The sequence below is a fragment of the Methanoregula sp. genome (assembly GCF_028712425.1).
Classification (GTDB): domain Archaea; phylum Halobacteriota; class Methanomicrobia; order Methanomicrobiales; family Methanospirillaceae; genus Methanoregula.
The window spans coordinates 150,956-167,208 of the sequence record NZ_JAQTQD010000003.1 but is presented as its reverse complement, the minus strand read 5'-3'; the positions used below and the strand labels follow the sequence as shown (position 1 = coordinate 167,208).

General features: G+C 60.3%; 15 protein-coding genes. 6 read left to right on the top strand and 9 right to left on the bottom strand.

Annotated features, from left to right (window positions below; translation table 11 throughout):
- Positions 1–2: 2 nt before the first annotated feature.
- Positions 3–2,021 carry a hypothetical protein gene (locus PHF39_RS02745; RefSeq protein WP_300219924.1) on the top strand — a complete coding sequence of 673 codons (2,019 nt, stop codon included), beginning with the start codon at positions 3–5 and terminating at the stop codon, positions 2,019–2,021.
- Positions 2,022–2,044: 23 nt separating this feature from the next.
- Here the strand turns inward: PHF39_RS02745 and PHF39_RS02740 are convergent, their stop codons facing one another.
- The 3 genes from PHF39_RS02740 to recQ all read right to left on the bottom strand — a co-directional run bounded on the left by PHF39_RS02740 (position 2,045) and on the right by recQ (position 6,251).
- Positions 2,045–3,538 carry an RNB domain-containing ribonuclease gene (locus PHF39_RS02740; protein ID WP_300219922.1) on the bottom strand — a complete coding sequence of 498 codons (1,494 nt, stop codon included), beginning with the start codon at positions 3,536–3,538 and terminating at the stop codon, positions 2,045–2,047.
- Between the two features lie 567 nt (positions 3,539–4,105).
- Entirely contained in the window at positions 4,106–4,408 is a 303-nt protein-coding gene (locus PHF39_RS02735) for a hypothetical protein (protein ID WP_300219920.1), read from the bottom strand.
- A gap of 7 nt (positions 4,409–4,415) precedes the next feature.
- Complete coding sequence (recQ, locus tag PHF39_RS02730) at positions 4,416–6,251, bottom strand: DNA helicase RecQ (RefSeq protein WP_300219918.1); 1,836 nt, start codon at positions 6,249–6,251, stop codon at positions 4,416–4,418.
- Between the two features lie 185 nt (positions 6,252–6,436).
- Between recQ and PHF39_RS02725 the strand changes: the two genes are divergently transcribed.
- Positions 6,437–7,096, top strand: coding sequence for a zinc ribbon domain-containing protein (locus PHF39_RS02725; protein ID WP_300219916.1), 660 nt, complete (start codon positions 6,437–6,439; stop codon positions 7,094–7,096).
- A gap of 88 nt (positions 7,097–7,184) precedes the next feature.
- Positions 7,185–8,150, top strand: coding sequence for a hypothetical protein (locus tag PHF39_RS02720; protein WP_300219914.1), 966 nt, complete (start codon positions 7,185–7,187; stop codon positions 8,148–8,150).
- 39 nt (positions 8,151–8,189) lie between these two features.
- On the opposite strand, the gene PHF39_RS02715 is transcribed toward PHF39_RS02720, so the two are convergent.
- Genes PHF39_RS02715 through PHF39_RS02695 form a run of 5 tightly spaced genes read right to left on the bottom strand, consistent with a single transcriptional unit; the run spans position 8,190 to position 13,845 of the window.
- Positions 8,190–9,056: a phosphoribosylformylglycinamidine synthase subunit PurQ gene (locus PHF39_RS02715; RefSeq protein WP_300219912.1), complete on the bottom strand. Its 867-nt coding sequence runs from the start codon at positions 9,054–9,056 to the stop codon at positions 8,190–8,192.
- Positions 9,057–9,058: 2 nt separating this feature from the next.
- On the bottom strand, positions 9,059–12,007 hold the full coding sequence (locus PHF39_RS02710) for an AIR synthase-related protein (RefSeq protein ID WP_300219910.1): 2,949 nt from the start codon (positions 12,005–12,007) through the stop codon (positions 9,059–9,061).
- A gap of 57 nt (positions 12,008–12,064) precedes the next feature.
- Positions 12,065–12,436 (bottom strand): hypothetical protein, encoded by a 372-nt coding sequence (locus tag PHF39_RS02705; protein WP_300219908.1) that lies wholly within the window; start codon positions 12,434–12,436, stop codon positions 12,065–12,067.
- 50 nt (positions 12,437–12,486) lie between these two features.
- Positions 12,487–12,990, bottom strand: a complete 504-nt coding sequence (gene tsaA, locus PHF39_RS02700) for a tRNA (N6-threonylcarbamoyladenosine(37)-N6)-methyltransferase TrmO (RefSeq protein ID WP_300219906.1) — start codon at positions 12,988–12,990, stop codon at positions 12,487–12,489.
- A 57-nt stretch (positions 12,991–13,047) separates the two neighbouring features.
- Positions 13,048–13,845, bottom strand: coding sequence for a hypothetical protein (locus PHF39_RS02695; protein ID WP_300219904.1), 798 nt, complete (start codon positions 13,843–13,845; stop codon positions 13,048–13,050).
- A gap of 220 nt (positions 13,846–14,065) precedes the next feature.
- Here PHF39_RS02695 and PHF39_RS02690 point away from each other — a divergent pair, with 220 nt between their 5' ends.
- The 3 genes from PHF39_RS02690 (at position 14,066) to PHF39_RS02680 (ending at position 15,919) form a co-directional block, all read left to right on the top strand.
- Positions 14,066–14,845, top strand: coding sequence for a site-specific DNA-methyltransferase (locus PHF39_RS02690; RefSeq protein WP_300219902.1), 780 nt, complete (start codon positions 14,066–14,068; stop codon positions 14,843–14,845).
- 27 nt (positions 14,846–14,872) lie between these two features.
- A complete protein-coding gene (locus tag PHF39_RS02685) occupies positions 14,873–15,628 on the top strand; it encodes a hypothetical protein (protein ID WP_300219901.1) in 756 nt (251 codons plus the stop codon).
- 66 nt (positions 15,629–15,694) lie between these two features.
- Positions 15,695–15,919, top strand: coding sequence for a type II toxin-antitoxin system HicB family antitoxin (locus PHF39_RS02680; RefSeq protein WP_048111464.1), 225 nt, complete (start codon positions 15,695–15,697; stop codon positions 15,917–15,919).
- Between the two features lie 129 nt (positions 15,920–16,048).
- On the opposite strand, the gene PHF39_RS02675 is transcribed toward PHF39_RS02680, so the two are convergent.
- On the bottom strand, positions 16,049–16,246 hold the full coding sequence (locus tag PHF39_RS02675) for a hypothetical protein (protein WP_300219894.1): 198 nt from the start codon (positions 16,244–16,246) through the stop codon (positions 16,049–16,051).
- Positions 16,247–16,253 lie beyond the last annotated feature (7 nt).

Here is a 16,253-nt window from a genome sequence, read left to right as displayed (position 1 = left end):
TTATGGCAACAACGATCCCCCTCTCCACGTTTTACGACAGCCGTGGTAAGACCATCCGCCTTGGCAAGCGGGTCGGGAGCGGCGGCGAGGGTGACGTGTACGAGCTCGCCTCGTCCCCCACAACAACGGTAGCCAAGATCTACAAGAAGCCGCTCGAAGAGCACAAGCAGGAGAAACTCCGGCTGATGGCCCGGGGCTGCAACGATGAGCTGGAGGCGATCTCGGCCTGGCCGACCGATGTCCTCATGAGCCGCCCCGGAGGCCCGGTAGTCGGCTTCCTGATGCCCCGGATCACCGACGCGGAGCCGGTCCACAAGGTGTACGGGCCCACTCACCGCAAGGAGACCTTCCCCCATGCAGACTGGCGCTTCCTCGTCCGGGCAGCCAAGAACCTTGCGGCTGCATTCTGCGTCATCCACAAGTACGGCTATGTCATCGGGGATGTCAACGAGGGCAACATCCTTGTGAACGATACGGCCTGTGTCCGCTTGATCGACTGCGACTCGTTCCAGGTGCGGTCAGGGGGCCGGACGTTTTACTGCGAGGTAGGCGTTGCGCACTTCACCCCGCCGGAGCTCCAGAAGACGGACACGTACCGGCTCGAACGCACCACCAACCAGGACAACTTCGGGCTTGCCGTCCTGATCTTCCAGCTCCTCTTTTTGGGAAGGCACCCGTATGCCGGGGTCTATTCCGGGAAAGAGGACATGCCCATCGAGAAGGCCATCGCCGAGTTCCGGTTCCCGTACGGCAGGAACGCAAAGGCGCGCCTGATGGCACCGCCGCCCAACTCCGTGGGCCTTGCGGTTGTCCCGGATACGGTTGCCACGCTCTTCGAGCGGGCTTTTGCCGAAGCCGGCATGCGCGACTCCGGCCGGCCGAGCGCTGAGGAGTGGTGGGACGCCCTTGACCCCTTCGAGAGCAGGCTCCGCCGGTGCGGCACGGACGGCGTCCACTACTATTATGCCGGCCTCTCGTCCTGCCCGTGGTGCCGGCTTGAATCCCAGTCCGGGGTCCTGCTCTTCCTCTCGGCAGACAGCATCACCAAGATCGACCTCCGGCGCGAGTGGCAGAAGGCTGAGGCTATTCCCTCGCCGGGGGCGCTGCCGTCCGTCACACCGGGGATGTATTACGTGCAGCCCGCACCGCTCACGCCATCCGTCAGCCGGTCGCTGCAGTTCCGGAAGTTCCGCCAGCTCTCCGGCATAATCCTCGCGGTTGCCTGCCTGGTCCTTGCCATCGGGGAACTGGTCACCGACCCTCTCGTGATCCTCCTCATCGGCCTTGTCGCCATCGCCCTCTTCTTTGTGCCCGGCGGGGAGGAGGCGGAACGGAAGAAACGCTGGTCCCGCCTTGAAACGGCCGAATACATGTGGCGGCTCTGGAGCAAAAAATGGACAGACGAGGCCGGGGATGCGGCATTTTCCGCCCAGCTCGCGAGGCTCCGCGAACTGAAGCGCACCTACGAGCGGATCGACCGGGAGTTCCAGCGGGGCGTTATGGCACTCGAGAAGACCGTGCGCGATGTGCAGATCAGCGGATTTCTGGAGCGGTACGCAATCGCGTCGGGCAGCCTCTCGCGGATCAATCCCGCACAGATGGCGGCACTGGCACATGCAGGCATTGTTACCGCCGCGGACGTGACACCCGGGAGACTCCGGCGCGTTTCCGCGCTTGACCCGCGGGTCTCCGGTGAACTGATCTCCTGGCGGGAGCGGCTGGAGAAGGCATTCCTGTTCGATCCCGCAAAAGGCCCTAACCGATCCGGAATCCGGGCGCTCGTCCACCGGTTCCAGCCGCAGATGCGGCCGGTCGAGGCCGAACTCGTGCAGGGGATCCACCGGCTTGCCCGGATCCAGCAGGACGTGGTGAAAAAACGGGTCAGCCTCCGTGCCCCGGTCGAGAAACGGGCAAGGGAGCTCGCCCAGGCGCGGGCAGACTACCGCCCCTTCGAGAGCGACATCGAGGAGGCGATCCGCCGGGATATCGAGGCGGTCATGCGGCGCATCCTCTCCCGGTAAAAGGGGAGCAAAGACCCGCCGGATCAGGCATAGTCAACGAATGCAAAGTCGATGTATCCCTTGTACGGGTCGGTCCCGAGCAGTTTCACCCGCACTTTCTGGCCCACGCGAAGGCCGCGCTCTTTCTCGATGACGCGGCCCTCTGCCGGGGGTGCGAGGAGCCGGACATAGGTCCCTTTCATGGACGCACCGGTCACGAGAGCGGGGAATATCTCCCCGATCCGGTTGCGCAGGAGCACGGCAGCAGCGGCCTTTCGCATGAACCGTTCCGCCTTCTTGGACTGCTTCTCCTGGTCGGTGAGCCACTGGCAGATCTCTTCGAGCTCCCGCGGCGTGTACGGGACTTCCTGCCGGTCGATCACCGACTTGATGAGCCGCTGGATGACGAGATCGGCATAGCGCCGGTTGGGCGCTGTCCCGTGCGTGTAATCCATGACTGCAAGCGCGAAGTGGCCGATCGGGGTGCTGTTCGGCAGGAGCATAGCGTATTCACCCGGACCCATCAGTTTGACGATGGTCAGCGAGAGGTCAGGGAAGCGCTCCGGGTCCTTCTCGCGCTGCCGGTCCAGGAACCGGGCAAGGGCTTTGACATCGGGCTGATCCGGCAGGTCCTCGCCAAGGGCAGCGGCGACAAGCACGATCCCGTCCCAGTGCTTGGGCACCCGGACGATCCGCTCGATCCGGGGGACACCCGCTGCCGAGAGGAACGCCATCATGGTCCGGTTTGCCGCAACCATGAACTCCTCGATGAGCGACCGGGCCGCGTTCTTCTCCACGAGGAGCAGGTCCCTGACCTCTCCCTTCTCGTACACCGCTTGGGCCTCGATGGTCTCAAGGTCAAGGGAGCCCTGCCCGGTCCGCTTCTGCCGCAGGCGCACCGCTGCCTCGTTTTGGAGCCGGATCTGGTCAGCGAGCCCGGGGATGATACTGACATTGTCGGGCTCGGGAACTTTTCCCTCAAGCCAGGCACCAACCTGCTCGTACACCAGTTTTGCCTTGTTGTCAACCAGCGCACGGGAGACCGTGCCGTACCGGATGTTCCCGTCCGGGAGCACCCAGTAGTCCACGACCATTGCAAGACAGTCCTTCCCCGGCAGGAGGGAGGTGATCCCTGCCGAGAGTTTCAGGGGGAGCATGGGAAACGTTGCCACGTCAAGGTAGATCGAGGCGCCATTGAGGGCGGCATGCCGGTCGGTCCGCGAGTTCTTCGGGACGCGGTTGTCGACATCGGCAATGGCGACCTGCACGTGGATCTCACCGTTTGTCTCTTTCTCGCAATACTCGATCTGGTCAAGATCCATGGAGTCGAAGTTGTCGATGGATGACCAGAGGAGGGCACGAAGGTCTTTTGTGGAATGGCGTGGCCATTTCTGGTCGCCTTCCTCCATGCTCCCGACTTCCCGCATCACGGCATTGGAAAACTGCGGCCGGAAACCGTATCTCTTCATGGCATCCCAGGCAATCGCCTCCATGTCAACTGCCGGGGCACCGTGTCGTGTTCGTGGCTTTCTGGTCATGGTTCGTGATCAAGACAGTGTGTCAGCTCTTCTCCCATATGTCCTGATCGGAGCGGGCAAGAGGGTTGGGGGGTATTGTGGAGTGCCGGTTTTTCGTGTTGGTTTTTTCCAATGAACTGCCGGGAGGTTTACGGAAGATGGGGGGAAAGTGCTGTGACGTTTTCGACGGAAAAATAGGAGTAGATGCCGCCGCGAGGCGCCCTTCGGGGCATCGAATCCCATTGGGATGAGAGGGAAAGAACGCGGAAGCGTTCTTCGACTTCGGCAGCCGTTCATCACAAATGGGGGTATGGGGGCATCAGCCCCCATCTATATTCCATGTTGCGTTTTTCGTATGGAAGCTTGTCTCCTTGTGCTGATCGCCCCCCTTGCACCAGCCCGCCCCAAGGGGCGGGGGCGCTGGCGATGCCTCTGTATTACCCGTACAAGAAAATTTCACAATGTCTCAAACAGGAAAGAGAGGGGATCAACTACAGTATAAACAAAAAGAAGGATTGACTCGAAGAGCGCTCGGCTCAAAAAAGGAGAGAAAAAGCGGATAACCGGCCCGGGCAGATGATGCCATTCTCACATCTTCGACTGGTCTCTCGGGAGTGCCGTGCCACGGGCTGCCAGGCCTTTTGCGCCAACGCCGAGCATTGGATCGCGTTTTTTCTTCTTCTGGCTGTCCCCTTCCGATGCCGAGGTCTTGGAGAGGTGACATCCGACCGGGTCCTTGTCCCCGGGGCAGGCTTTTGAAAGGAACTCCGCACAGTCGCTGCAGGCCGGCACCTGGGAGGGAAGCAGCGAGGGGAAGTGGCTCTTCCAGAGGGCAGGATCGATCTTGCCCTGTTCGAGGAATCGCTGGATATGCCGCGCCGTGTATTTCATGTCCTGATCATGAGTGCCCGAAACAGATATGTCCTTCTTCCACGGCGGGATATCCTTCATAGTGAGCGATCTCTCGAAGGAATGCCTTCCCGTACTTCTCCCGCTTCACCGCCCCGATGCCAAAGACCGTGGAGAGGTCCTCCATGCCGGACGGCCGGCGGGAGGCCAGTTCCTGCAGGGTCCGGTCCGGGAAGATAACGTATGGGGGCACGCGGTTTTCTTCGGCAATCTCCCGGCGCAGGGCCTTTAAGCGCTGGAACAGTTCCTCGCTGCCGCTCACCGGCAGAACTGGGGCAGGGGTACTCCGCCGGCCCGGCCCATTCTCCGGCACCGGCAGCATCACGCGGCAGCGGTTCTTCAGGATCTCGTCGGCGCGGGAAGTGCACCGGATGACCGGGTACTGGTCGCCTTCGCGACAGAGGAAGCCCTGCCGTATCATCTCCTGGATCCAGGTGCGGTACTGCGCTTTGCTGTACTTCTTGCCGGTCCCGTACGCCGGGAGTGTGGTGAGATTGTACTGCCGGGCCTTCTCGCTTTTTGAACCCCGCAGGACATCGGCGATCAGGTCGATGCCGAAACTCCGCGGGAGCTGTGTTACGCAGCCTGCAATCAGCTTTGCCGCATCCGTGCAGTCCGTCATCTCAGGGGGGTGATCGCAGGTGTCGCAGGAGCCGCAGTTCTCCTGCGGGTATTCCTCGCCAAAGTAGGTGAGCAGGAACTTCCGGCGGCAGCCGGTCGTCTCGCAGTATTCGGCCATGTCCTGGAGTTTTGTAAGCGAGATCCGCAGGTGCTGGCCGCTGTCATCATTATGTTCGATCATCGAGCGGATCCGGGCGTAATCGCCCCGGCTGTACAGGAGGACGCACTCACTGTACTGACCGTCACGGCCGGCCCGGCCCGTCTCCTGGTAATACCCTTCGAGGGTCTTGGGCAGGACATAATGAATAACGAAGCGCACGTCAGGCTTGTCAATCCCCATGCCGAAAGCCACTGTGGCGCAGACCACCTGCACCCGGTCGCGGATGAAGGACTCCTGCACCCGCTCCCGCTCCTGCCGGGGAAGTCCGGCGTGGTATGCAGCCGCAGAAAAACCCCGCCGTTGTAAGTCCCCGGCAACCATCTCGGTCTCTTCGCGCGACAAGCAGTACACGATCCCCGACTCCCCGCGGTGCTGACCGATGTAATCAGCAAGAAAGACCAGCGGGTTCTTCTTGGGGACAACGCAATACCGGAGGTTCTTCCGGTTGAAACTTCCCGTGAATTCGCGGCCATTTCCCATCTTCAGCTGCTGCCGGATGTCCCGCCGTACCCCGGGGACTGCCGTTGCCGTCAGGGCGATGAGGGGGATGCCGGGGAATACCTCTTTGATCCGGGCAAGCTGACGGTATTCGGGCCGGAAGTTGTGGCCCCACTCCGAGATGCAGTGAGCCTCGTCGATTGCGATCAGCCGCACGCGGGCGGAAGCAATCGACGAGAGGAAGCCCGGCTGCATACATTTCTCCGGTGAGATGAAGAGGAGCCGGAGGCTCCCGTCAGATATCCCCTGTGTGATCTGTGAACGCTCCTTCAGGTCAAGGCTGCTGTTCCATGCCGCCGCCGGAATCCCCCGGGCCTGCAGGTCGTCAACCTGGTCCTTCATCAGGGAAATGAGAGGAGAGATGACCAGCGTGAGGCCGCCCAGGTACAGGGCGGGGAGCTGGTAACAGAGCGACTTTCCACCACCGGTCGCCATGATCGCGAGGGTATCGTTGCCAGAAAGAACGGAGATGATGATCTCTTCCTGGAGCGGCAAAAACGAGGATGAGCCCCAGTACTGCCGGAGAAGGTCGTGTATCGTTGTCATGGGAACCTGGAAATCCCTGAACAATTCAGGAGACGTTTTTTGAGGTTTCGACCGGAATCAGGGAAAAACCTTTGGTGCGGGACGCGCAAGTGCTCAGACCTGCAAAAGAACGGGACGTGACAACAGGATTACCGACGGAACCACAGGTTTTATCCCGCTGCCCCGAAAATCCATTAAGGAAGAACATGACCAGAAAATGCAGTTCCTGTGGTATCCCGGCACCTGACGGAGAATCACGGTTCTGTAACCGGTGCGGGGCCGCGATCGTGGATGAACCGGAACCGCAGTATCCGGTTTGCGGGACCTGTGGCGCACAGGTGGCCGATCCCCTTGCACAGTTCTGTGACAAGTGCGGTGGGCCGATGAAAAAATCCCTGGCCTGCCCAACATGCGGGAACCCGGCAATTGACGAGAACTCGAAGTTCTGTACCCGGTGCGGGACAACTTTTGCTAAGCCCGGAACCTGTGCATCCTGCGGTTTTGTCAATCCTGGAGATGCCGGCTTCTGCAACCGGTGCGGGGGTGCGCTGAAAGCAGCGGCAGCCCCTCCCGCAGCGGCATCGCCCGCTCCGTCCGTGATCCTCACCCAGAAGCGCTCTGCCCTCCCGGTAGTAGAGGAGACGCCGGCTGCTGACTGGGATCCCTGGTCCGACAGCCCCGGCGAACAGGAAACCCCGGCGCCCGCCCCGAAGATCCGGGTCCCGCAGAAGAAATACTCCCACCTCCCCCTGATAGCCGATGAACTGAAGGATTACAAGAAATCCGCGGCCGGGCTGGACGACTTCCCGGCACCTGCTGAACCGGCATCCCGAAAGAAGGGCGGCCTCAACTTTTTGAAAAAATAGGAGGTGCCGGTGAGGCCCCCTCATTCAAACCCGAAAATGTATAACTGCACAGGGTACACGAATTACTATTCCCCGGGGGTGATGGTGGATGAAGTCTGCAATTCCCATTCTGGTTCTGTTCCTTGCAGCATCCTGTCTCGCATTTCCTGCCGCCGCTGAGGTCTACTACAGCGCCAGCACCCCCCAGATCATTACGAAGGGCGACACGTTTGTCGTCAGCGGCATCGGCGCAAAAAACAGCACGGTTGCCGTCTGGATCATCGGGAGGGAGTACTTCGATGTCAGGACCGTGACTCCCGACCGGTATGGCAACTTTTCCCTCGTGTACAAGCCGACCGACACGATGAAGTTCCAGAACGGGCAGTATGCCGTGGTGCTCCAGGACCCCGGGCAATCGCGTTCGTTTGAGATCGGGCCCGGGAAGGACACGGGGGGCAACCTGACAGTCATGAACCGGGGCAAGATCATCTCCCGCCTCGGTCGGATGGAAGACCTCCCGGGCAATGTCCAGCAGGAGGCTGAGGCACTTGTTTCCTCAGCCCGGCTGGAAGGTGTGGATGATGTTTTCCTCATCCGGTATTTCTCGGTCGAGAAACCGGCCATCTACATTGACGAGATCATCCCTGCCTCGGGCTCGCGCCTTCCGGACACAACAACCGGCGAGAAGATCGTCATTGCTGGCATCACGAACCTGCGGGGCGATGATGCGATCCATGCCGTTATCTCCGATGCCGGGTCCGGCGCACCCATCACCACCAAAGACATCGCCATCCTCCCCGGCAGCAGCCTGAACAGGTGGATGTACGTTCTGCAAGAACCCGGCCTCGAACCAGGGAAGTATCGCATCACCCTGTCCAGCGCAGCAATGGGAAGCGAAGAGAACGCCACAGCATACCTGATAGTCAAAGACGTGGAAAGCAGGGCACCCGCCCACCAGCCCCCGGCACCGCTGCCACCCGGTGAGGCTTCCCTTCCCGACTGGCTCGACACACTCCTGATTCTCGGCATCCTCTTTGTCGGCGCCGTCATTGTCTATACCCTTACCAAAGAGTGAGAGGGCAAAGGAAGAGGGATTGTCCCTATAAAAACAGGATTACGAGAAGTATTCCACGATATTTTTAAAGATCTGCATGTTGGGTGATTCTTTTGGCACCGGCCTTCCCTCGCGCCGGGCCTGCTCTTTTACCAGCGGCCAGTCGTACAGGTTGTAAAACTCCATGGCCCGCTCGGGATGCGGCATCATGCCGAGCACTTTCTTATCGGCTGACGTGATGCCGGCAATATCCTCGAGCGCCCCGTTGGGATTATACGGGTATTCGCCATTTGCCGGGCTCATGTCCTCGCGGCAGTAGGTGAACGCCACCATCTTCTTCTGTTTGATCTTTTTGAGCGTCTCTGCTGAACACGAGAAGTTCCCTTCCCCATGGGAGACGGGGCACCATATGCGCTCGATCCCCTTTGTCCAGTGGCTCTCGTGTTCCGGCTTCAGGGTGACAAACCGGCACTCCAGCCTTCCGCCGCGATTCGGCATCAGGGCAATCTCCCGTGCATAACTCCGGTCAAACGCGGGTACGAGCCCGAGGTTTGCCAGGATCTGGAACCCGTTGCAGATGCCAAGCACAAGATTGTCCCCATCCAGGAATTCCTGGAGTTCGTCCCAGAGGTTGTTCCTGACGCGGTTTGCGTAGGCATTGCCGGCACCGGTGTCGTCACCATACGAGAATCCGCCCGGGAAGACGAGGAGCCGGTAGTCGGAGAGCTGCCGCTCCCCCGCGATCAGGTCGTTGATGTGGACGATGTCGGAGGCCATGCCGGCCCGGGCCAGCACTTCCTGTGTCTCCATCTCGGAATTGATCCCGTATCCGCTCATGATAAGAGCCTTCTCGGGAATCATCTTGCGGGCTGCGGGTGCCTTCGGTGCCACCGCCGGGCGCCGGATATTCCTCTTTGCTGCTGCCATTTTCAGTACCCCCCGAATGGTGCCTTGTAGGCCTTCGCCAGTTCATCGACGCCGACATCGAGCAGCAAAACGCGGCCGCTGATCCGCAGCCGGCTGCCGCCGGTCCGGCCGACCAGCACGGCATCCGCCCCCATTGCCTGCTCAAACGCCCGCTTGTGGTCGGGCGCAACCGTGACCACGAACCGGGAGAGGGACTCCGAGAAGAGGAAATAGTCGGGCCGCATGCTGTCCGGAACCGGGAGCGTGAGGTCCATGCCGAGCCTGCCGGCAATGGCGACCTTGGCGAGCGCTACACCAAGGCCCCCATGGCTGACCGGAAACGCCGAGGCCACGAGCTCGTGGGCAATCGCGGAGGCAAGGCGGGCGTACCGTTCCTTTGCCGCCCCCGCGTCCAGCACCGGCACGGTATTGCCGGGGCTGCCAAGGTGGGCGAAGTACTCGGACCCGCCCAGCTCCACCCTTGTCTGTCCGACAATATACACAAGGTCTCCTGCGATCTTTGCGTCCAGCGAGACCGCCTTTGCTGCGTCCGGGTGGACGCCGATAGACGAGATGAGGAGCGTGGGCGGGACCGAGACCTTCACGGGATTGTTGTCCGCATCGAATCCCGAGAAGTCGTTGAACATGGAGTCCTTGCCGGAGATGAACGGTGTCGAAAACGCCTTTGCGAAGTCGTAGCACCCCTTTGCCGCAAGTTTCAGCTGCCCGAGGCGCTCCGGATCGTCCGATGAACACCAGCAGAAGTTGTCGAGGATCGCGATCCGGTCCAGCGGCACGCCCATCGCGACTAGGCCGCGGATCGCGGTGTCGATGACTGCCCCGGCCATCCGGTAGGGATCGATCTCGGAGTAGGACGGGAAGAGAGCCTGCGAGAGCCCCACCGCCTTCTTCGAGTTCAGGACCACCTTTGTCAGGGTAGCGACCGACTGGACCCGGCCCTTGCCCTGGACCGGCCCGAGCACGTGGCCGCCCTGCACGGTATGGTCGTACTGGACGGTGACGAACTCCGTTGAGCAGATGTTCTTCTGCTTCATCATTGCAACGAGCGTTGCATCGAGCCGATCGGGGCAGGGGACATTTGGCTCAGGGTTCGCTTTCCTTTCAAAACTTGTCGTTAAGTGTTTCTTTGGCAGGCCGTCATGCAGGAAGTCAAGCCCGATTTCCATCACAGTTTTGCCCCCGCACTCAACCACGCACCGGCCGGAATCCGTGAATTCTCCGATCACGGTTGCTTCCACGTCGCGACATGCCATCAGGTCCATGAATGCACGGAGGTTTTCCGGGGGCACAGCGAGCGTCATCCTCTCCTGCGACTCGGAGATCCAGACCTCCCATGGCGCCATGCCGTGGTACTTCAGCGGGACCCGGTCGAGGTGAACGTGGCAGCCATTACACTCCTTTGCCATCTCGGCAACCGAGCAGGAGAGCCCCCCGGCCCCGTTGTCCGTGATGCTCCGGTACAGCCCGAGATCGCGGGCCTCCTTGACGATCACGTCCGAGAACTTCTTCTGGGTGATCGGGTCGCCAATCTGCACTGCGGTGACCGGGCTCTTGGAATCGAGCGCCTCCGAGGAGAACGTGGCCCCATGGATCCCGTCCTTTCCCACCCGGCCGCCGACCATCACGATGAGGTCGCCCGTGTGCGCCGTCTTCTCGTGCAGCTTCCGCCCGCCCTGTTCCCGGGGCATGACCCCGACGGTCCCGGCGAACACGAGCGGTTTTCCCGCGTACCGGTTGTCGAACCAGCAGAAGCCCTGCGGTGTCGGGATGCCCGAGCAGTTCCCGCCAACCCCCACGCCCCGCACAACCCCATCGAGGATCTGCCGGGGCGAAAGGACCGGGTTTGTTTTGTTTTTCCCGCGGAAGAGGGAGGGGCCGGTCTCCGGATCGCCGACGCAGAAACCGTAGATGTTGATGCAGGGCTTTGCCCCGAGGCCGAATCCGATGGTGTCGCGGTTCACCCCAACGATGCCGGTGAGCGCCCCGCCGAACGGGTCGAGGGCGGAGGGTGAGTTGTGGGTCTCGACCTTGTGCGTAACAATGAACTCGTCGTCGAAGACGATCGCGCCGGAATTGTCGGAGAAGACCGAGACGCAGATGTCCTTCTCCCCTGCGGCCTCGCGGATCTCGTTCGTTGCCGCCTGGATGAACGTCTTGTACAGCCCGCGGGGCACGTCGTCGTCCATGGCGGACGCAAAGATCGTGTGCTTGCAGTGCTCGCTCCACGTCTGGGCAAGCGATTCGAGTTCCACATCGGTCGGATTTCTCCCGAGCGTGCGGAAATGATCGCGGATGGTGTGGAGCTGCGCAAGGTCAAGGGCAAGCGGTCCCCGTCGCTGGCCGGTCTGCGGATCCAGGATACCCTCCTTCCCGAGCTTCACCAGCTCTGTGTCGCTGATCTCAAGGTCCACCGGTTCGGCAGTGGAGAGTTCATGGAGCTCGACGGCGGGGACGACCCGGTCCATCCCCTTCTGCCCGTACTCCTGCCTTGTCCGGATATAGACCCGGTTGACCAGCGGGTTTGCAAGCGTTGCGGCAAGCTTCTCAAGTGCCGGTCGCGGCATCTGGCCCCGCACGAAATAGAGCTGCGAGGAGTACACCGCATCCCCCTCGCCAAATTTCATCGCGAGGAAGTCCTCGATGGTCTGCCGGGCCGTTGTCCCGACATTGTCGGTCACGCCCGGGAGGAAACCGACCTCGATGGCATAGTCAAAGAGCGGCAGGGTAGCTTCGTCCACCGTATACTCCTGCACCACCGGGTTGACCAGCTGCTGCGCAACCTGTACCAGTTCGTCGCGGGTGAAGCCGCGGGCGGTGGTCACTATTGTATAGACATCGGCAAGGTGCAGCTCGTCGACCGGAAACCCGAGCGAACGGACACGGTCCGTCCGGGTCTTCAGCCGGGGGTCTTTCGTGAAGTGAACTTCTATGCGGTGGACAAAAGAAGCCATGTATACAGGATTTGCTGCACAAGGAGAAAATAGATATCGAAGGCGGCAGGAAGCCGTTCAGCGCGGGGGACGGCGCCCAAAGAGGAGATGGTAGATCCCGGCTGCCACGAGCGGGGAGAGGACGGCTCCGGCAAGGACAACAACGCTGCCCCAGGAATAATTGTGCCGGCCAATGATCTCGACAAGAACGATCATAACTGCGTAAATCGCCCCGAGAAGGAGCGCAAGGAACTTCCCCAGCCCCAGCGGGTCTTTCGGCCGGACAAGGGGGAAGTAGGCCAGCATGAGGAGGAAGAGGAAGAAAGCGTACGTGTACGGGATGAGGGAGGGGGCGACAAAGTACGGCTGGACCCGGCTGAATATCCCGCTCATCACGAAGACGAGCAGGAGGAGGACGGCATCTTTTCCGGAGAGCGGGTACCAGTGCATGGGGATCAGGGAGTTTGTTGGACCGGTGTCATGATGAGGCTTTGCAGGAGCTACCGGAACCGGTCATCGGACCGGTGGGTCTCGGCATTGCAGGCAACATTCTCGAACCACCCGCAGCGGGAGCCGGGGTACGCATCGAAGACCGGGACGTACGGCTTGATGTCAAGCACCGGCGTGCCGTCGAGCACGTCGATGTCTTCAACCGTCAGGGTTCCGCCCTTAACTTCGATGAGGCGGACAGTCGACAGGCCGATGGCATTCGGGCGCTTTGGCGACCGGGTGGCAAAGACGCCACGGGATGTGGTGTCAAGGAAGGGTCTGACAACCAGCTGGTGCCCGTTACACTGGTGGAATGCATAGATCAGGATGATACGCTCAAACCCGTCGAGATCCCGGAGGCCGCCGGCAAAGGAGGGGAATACCTCGACCGTGCCCCGTGTGCCCCGGGCACCATTCGGCTGGATGGGCATGCCCGCGATATCGGTGAACGCCGAGTGGATCGTTCCAATCGGGGTAAACGTGATAGCCGGGGCAGGATCGGGCGGGGATTGCATGAAGAGATTTCAGGCGGTTCAGGGAAAAACGTATGGATGTGGGAGGGGCACGGGCAATCAGCCCATCGCCATGATCGCATCGCGCTTCATCGCGATGGCAAGCGCAGCCCGCGTGCCGGTAACGATCGAGCGGAACTCGCGGTTCAGGTCTTTTATCACGATGTTGGTGGACTGGAGCGCCGCCGAAGACTTGTTCATGAGGGCGCCCTGGATGTTGGGACGCTGGGCATCGATCAACAGGGAGATGTTCCGGATTTCCGTTGTGTTGGCACCCTGTTTCCCCAGTTCTGCGATGGTCCGTTTCCGTTCGGTTGATTCCCGGTTGAAGATCACGAGCCGGGAGGACTCGTTTTTGAGCCAGAGGCCGGCATCCGGGTTACCCGCGTTCCTGACCGCGCTTGCGTTTGCCATGCTGCGGATACAGGCCTGCATCCGTGTCGCGCTCCCGTTGAAAAACAGCATCTGCGCCTGCGTCTCATCCGAGAATTCTTGGGCAGAGGCGCCGAGACTGTCGCGGGCCTTCCCGATCTCGGCTGAGGTCTGCATCAGGGGGATGGAGGAGGCCGTGACAAGATAATCGTCCCGGATCTGCCGGAGACGATACGCCCCGCTGCCATTGCTGATGATCTCGATGTACCGGATGATCCCGTTCATACGGGTATCCTGGTCGCAGGCAACGTACGCGATATGGGTCTTTTGCAGAAGAATCGCTTCGGGCCGGTCAGTATGGTCGGGGGCGGTACTCCGGGTGATCGTGGCTTTGTCAACGGCTGCCGACACGGGCGGTACAATGAGCAGCAGGAGAACAAGAACAATGCCGGTTCGGGATGCTATCTTCTGGTACGGTAAAACCAAAATCTCTCCACCTCAATAAAGAAACGAATGCTCTCTTCTGAAATGGGGGAGGTGCTTAATAATATTGGCAGGATGGCGGGGGTTATTCGTATAACCATGCGGTTCAATCGAATAGAAATGCCCGGATAATTCCAGGATGTTTCTGCCTCTCCCAAAGCAGGGCATAAAAAGAGCGAAACGCTAAACCTCACGCTGACAAACCAGTAGTACGGAGGGCATTGTGGCAGGAACCGTTTTTTTCCGTGATGACCGGTCCACGATCATCAACGAGGACCTTTTTGCCACCCGGACAATCGCGAACGAGAGCATCGATCTCGTGGTAACATCGCCGCCCTATAACGTGGACATCCCGTACAACTCCCACGATGACCGGGTCACCTACGACGAGTATCTTTCTTTCTCGGCCCGGTGGATGAAGCGGTGCCACGGGTGGATGAAACGCGACGGGCGCTTCTGCTTAAACATCCCGCTCGACAAAAACAAGGGCGGCCACCAGAGCGTGGGGGCAGATCTCACGACTATTGCAAAGGAAGCGGGGTTCTCGTACCACTCCACGATCGTCTGGAACGAGGGGAACATCTCGCGCCGGACCGCGTGGGGGTCGTGGATGAGCGCTTCGGCCCCGCACGTGATCGCGCCGGTGGAACTGATCGTGGTGTTCTACAAGGACAGCTGGAAGAAGACCAGCGGCACGCGGGAGTCTGATATCACGCGGGACGAGTTCATGGCCTGGACCAATGGGCTCTGGACGTTTAACGGCGAGAGCAAGAAGAAGATCGGGCACCCGGCGCCGTTCCCGGTCGAGCTCCCGCTCCGGTGCATGAAGCTCTTCACGTATGTCGGGGATACCGTGCTCGACCCGTTCATGGGCAGCGGGAGCACGCTTGTTGCAGCAATCCTCTGCGGGCGGAAGGGGATCGGCATCGAGATCGACAGTGGATACTGCGCCATTGCACAGGACCGTCTCGCGGATGTAGGAATCCCAGCCCTGAAGGAGTGAGCCCTCCGGCAGACTGGTGAACAAAGCATGCCTGATCCCCAGACTGCTTTCATTGACATGGAATTTGCCGGCATCCGCGGCACCCGACAGGGGATGCAGATCCCCATCGAAATCGGGATTGTTTTGCACGAGCCGGTCTCCGACACCATCTCGTTTTTTGGCAGGGCATTCAGCCACGATGTTGAGGTCGAACTCTGGAAAAATGTCACCAATCACGTGGGAAAGAGGGTGGACGGGCACCGGCGGGCCTTCAACCTCAGCCGGCCCGGCGAGACGCTGCCGGATGAGAAAATCCGTCTCAACGCAGAAGGGATACGCCGCGCAAAAGACGCCATTGCCGGTGCCCATGCCGATGTCCGGGCATTCATGCAGGCGCTGAATGCAAAACAGATCGGCACCCTGGTCTTCTTTGCACGGCGCCGCGAGATGGAGACATTCCAGCGTGCCCGGGTCAGTACCACCGGATTTGTCATACGCGACCTCCAGGGCGAGATCCGGCACCAGTATTCCCTAAAAGAGGATGTTTCCCTTGACCGCATGTCCCTTGTCATCGGGTTTGCCCTGAATGGCAGGACACTCTCCTCCCGGCATTTCTCGTACAGGATCCCGGAGAAGTTCCGGTATATCATCAAGCCACACAAGGCCGTCGGGGATGCGGCAAGGATGCTGCTCGTGGCGCAGGAATTCCGCCACTTCCCCGATGATTTCGAAGCGGGAGTAAAGGACCACCTCCGCGAGTATGAAGCGCAGAAAAACCATGGAGATGACCCGCAAACCGGCTAAAAACACCCGGTTTTAGCCCATTCCGACCAGAAACTTTGTAAAGAGGCCCCTCGATCTTATATGATCATGCACTACACCATTATCACGGAGTGCCACGAGAAGGGCGGTTTCACTGCCCGTTGCGTGGAGATTCCGTCTGCACGCGGGTATGGCAACACCCAGGGTGAAGCCATAGCAAACATCCGCGAAGCGATCGAAGTGGTGCGGGAAGCCCAGAATGCGGAACTGGCAAAGACCATTGCATCCGTCCATTCTGAGATCATCAAGATCGAAGTCGCTGACTCCGCATAATGTTCCCGGTTCGGCCGGGAAAACAAATTTCTCTATTTTTCTTATCCAAGACCTTCATCAGAAGGTCGAGGAAGAGAAGAATTGCGAAGCAATTCTTCGAACGATCCTGATGGATTCATCTCACTCTAATCAGATCAGCGACAAACCAAGATATTCCGGCTTTTTCAGTATGATAAACCCGGTGGCAAGGAGGACGAATGCAACCAGTGGGAGAAGGAGACCTGCACCCGAAGGTGTCCAGCCGATCAGAATAACGACAAACGCGACGAGCCCAAGCAGGATGAGACCCTTCGCGATAAGGGAGATGAACCGTTCAGGAGAACTCATATCAATA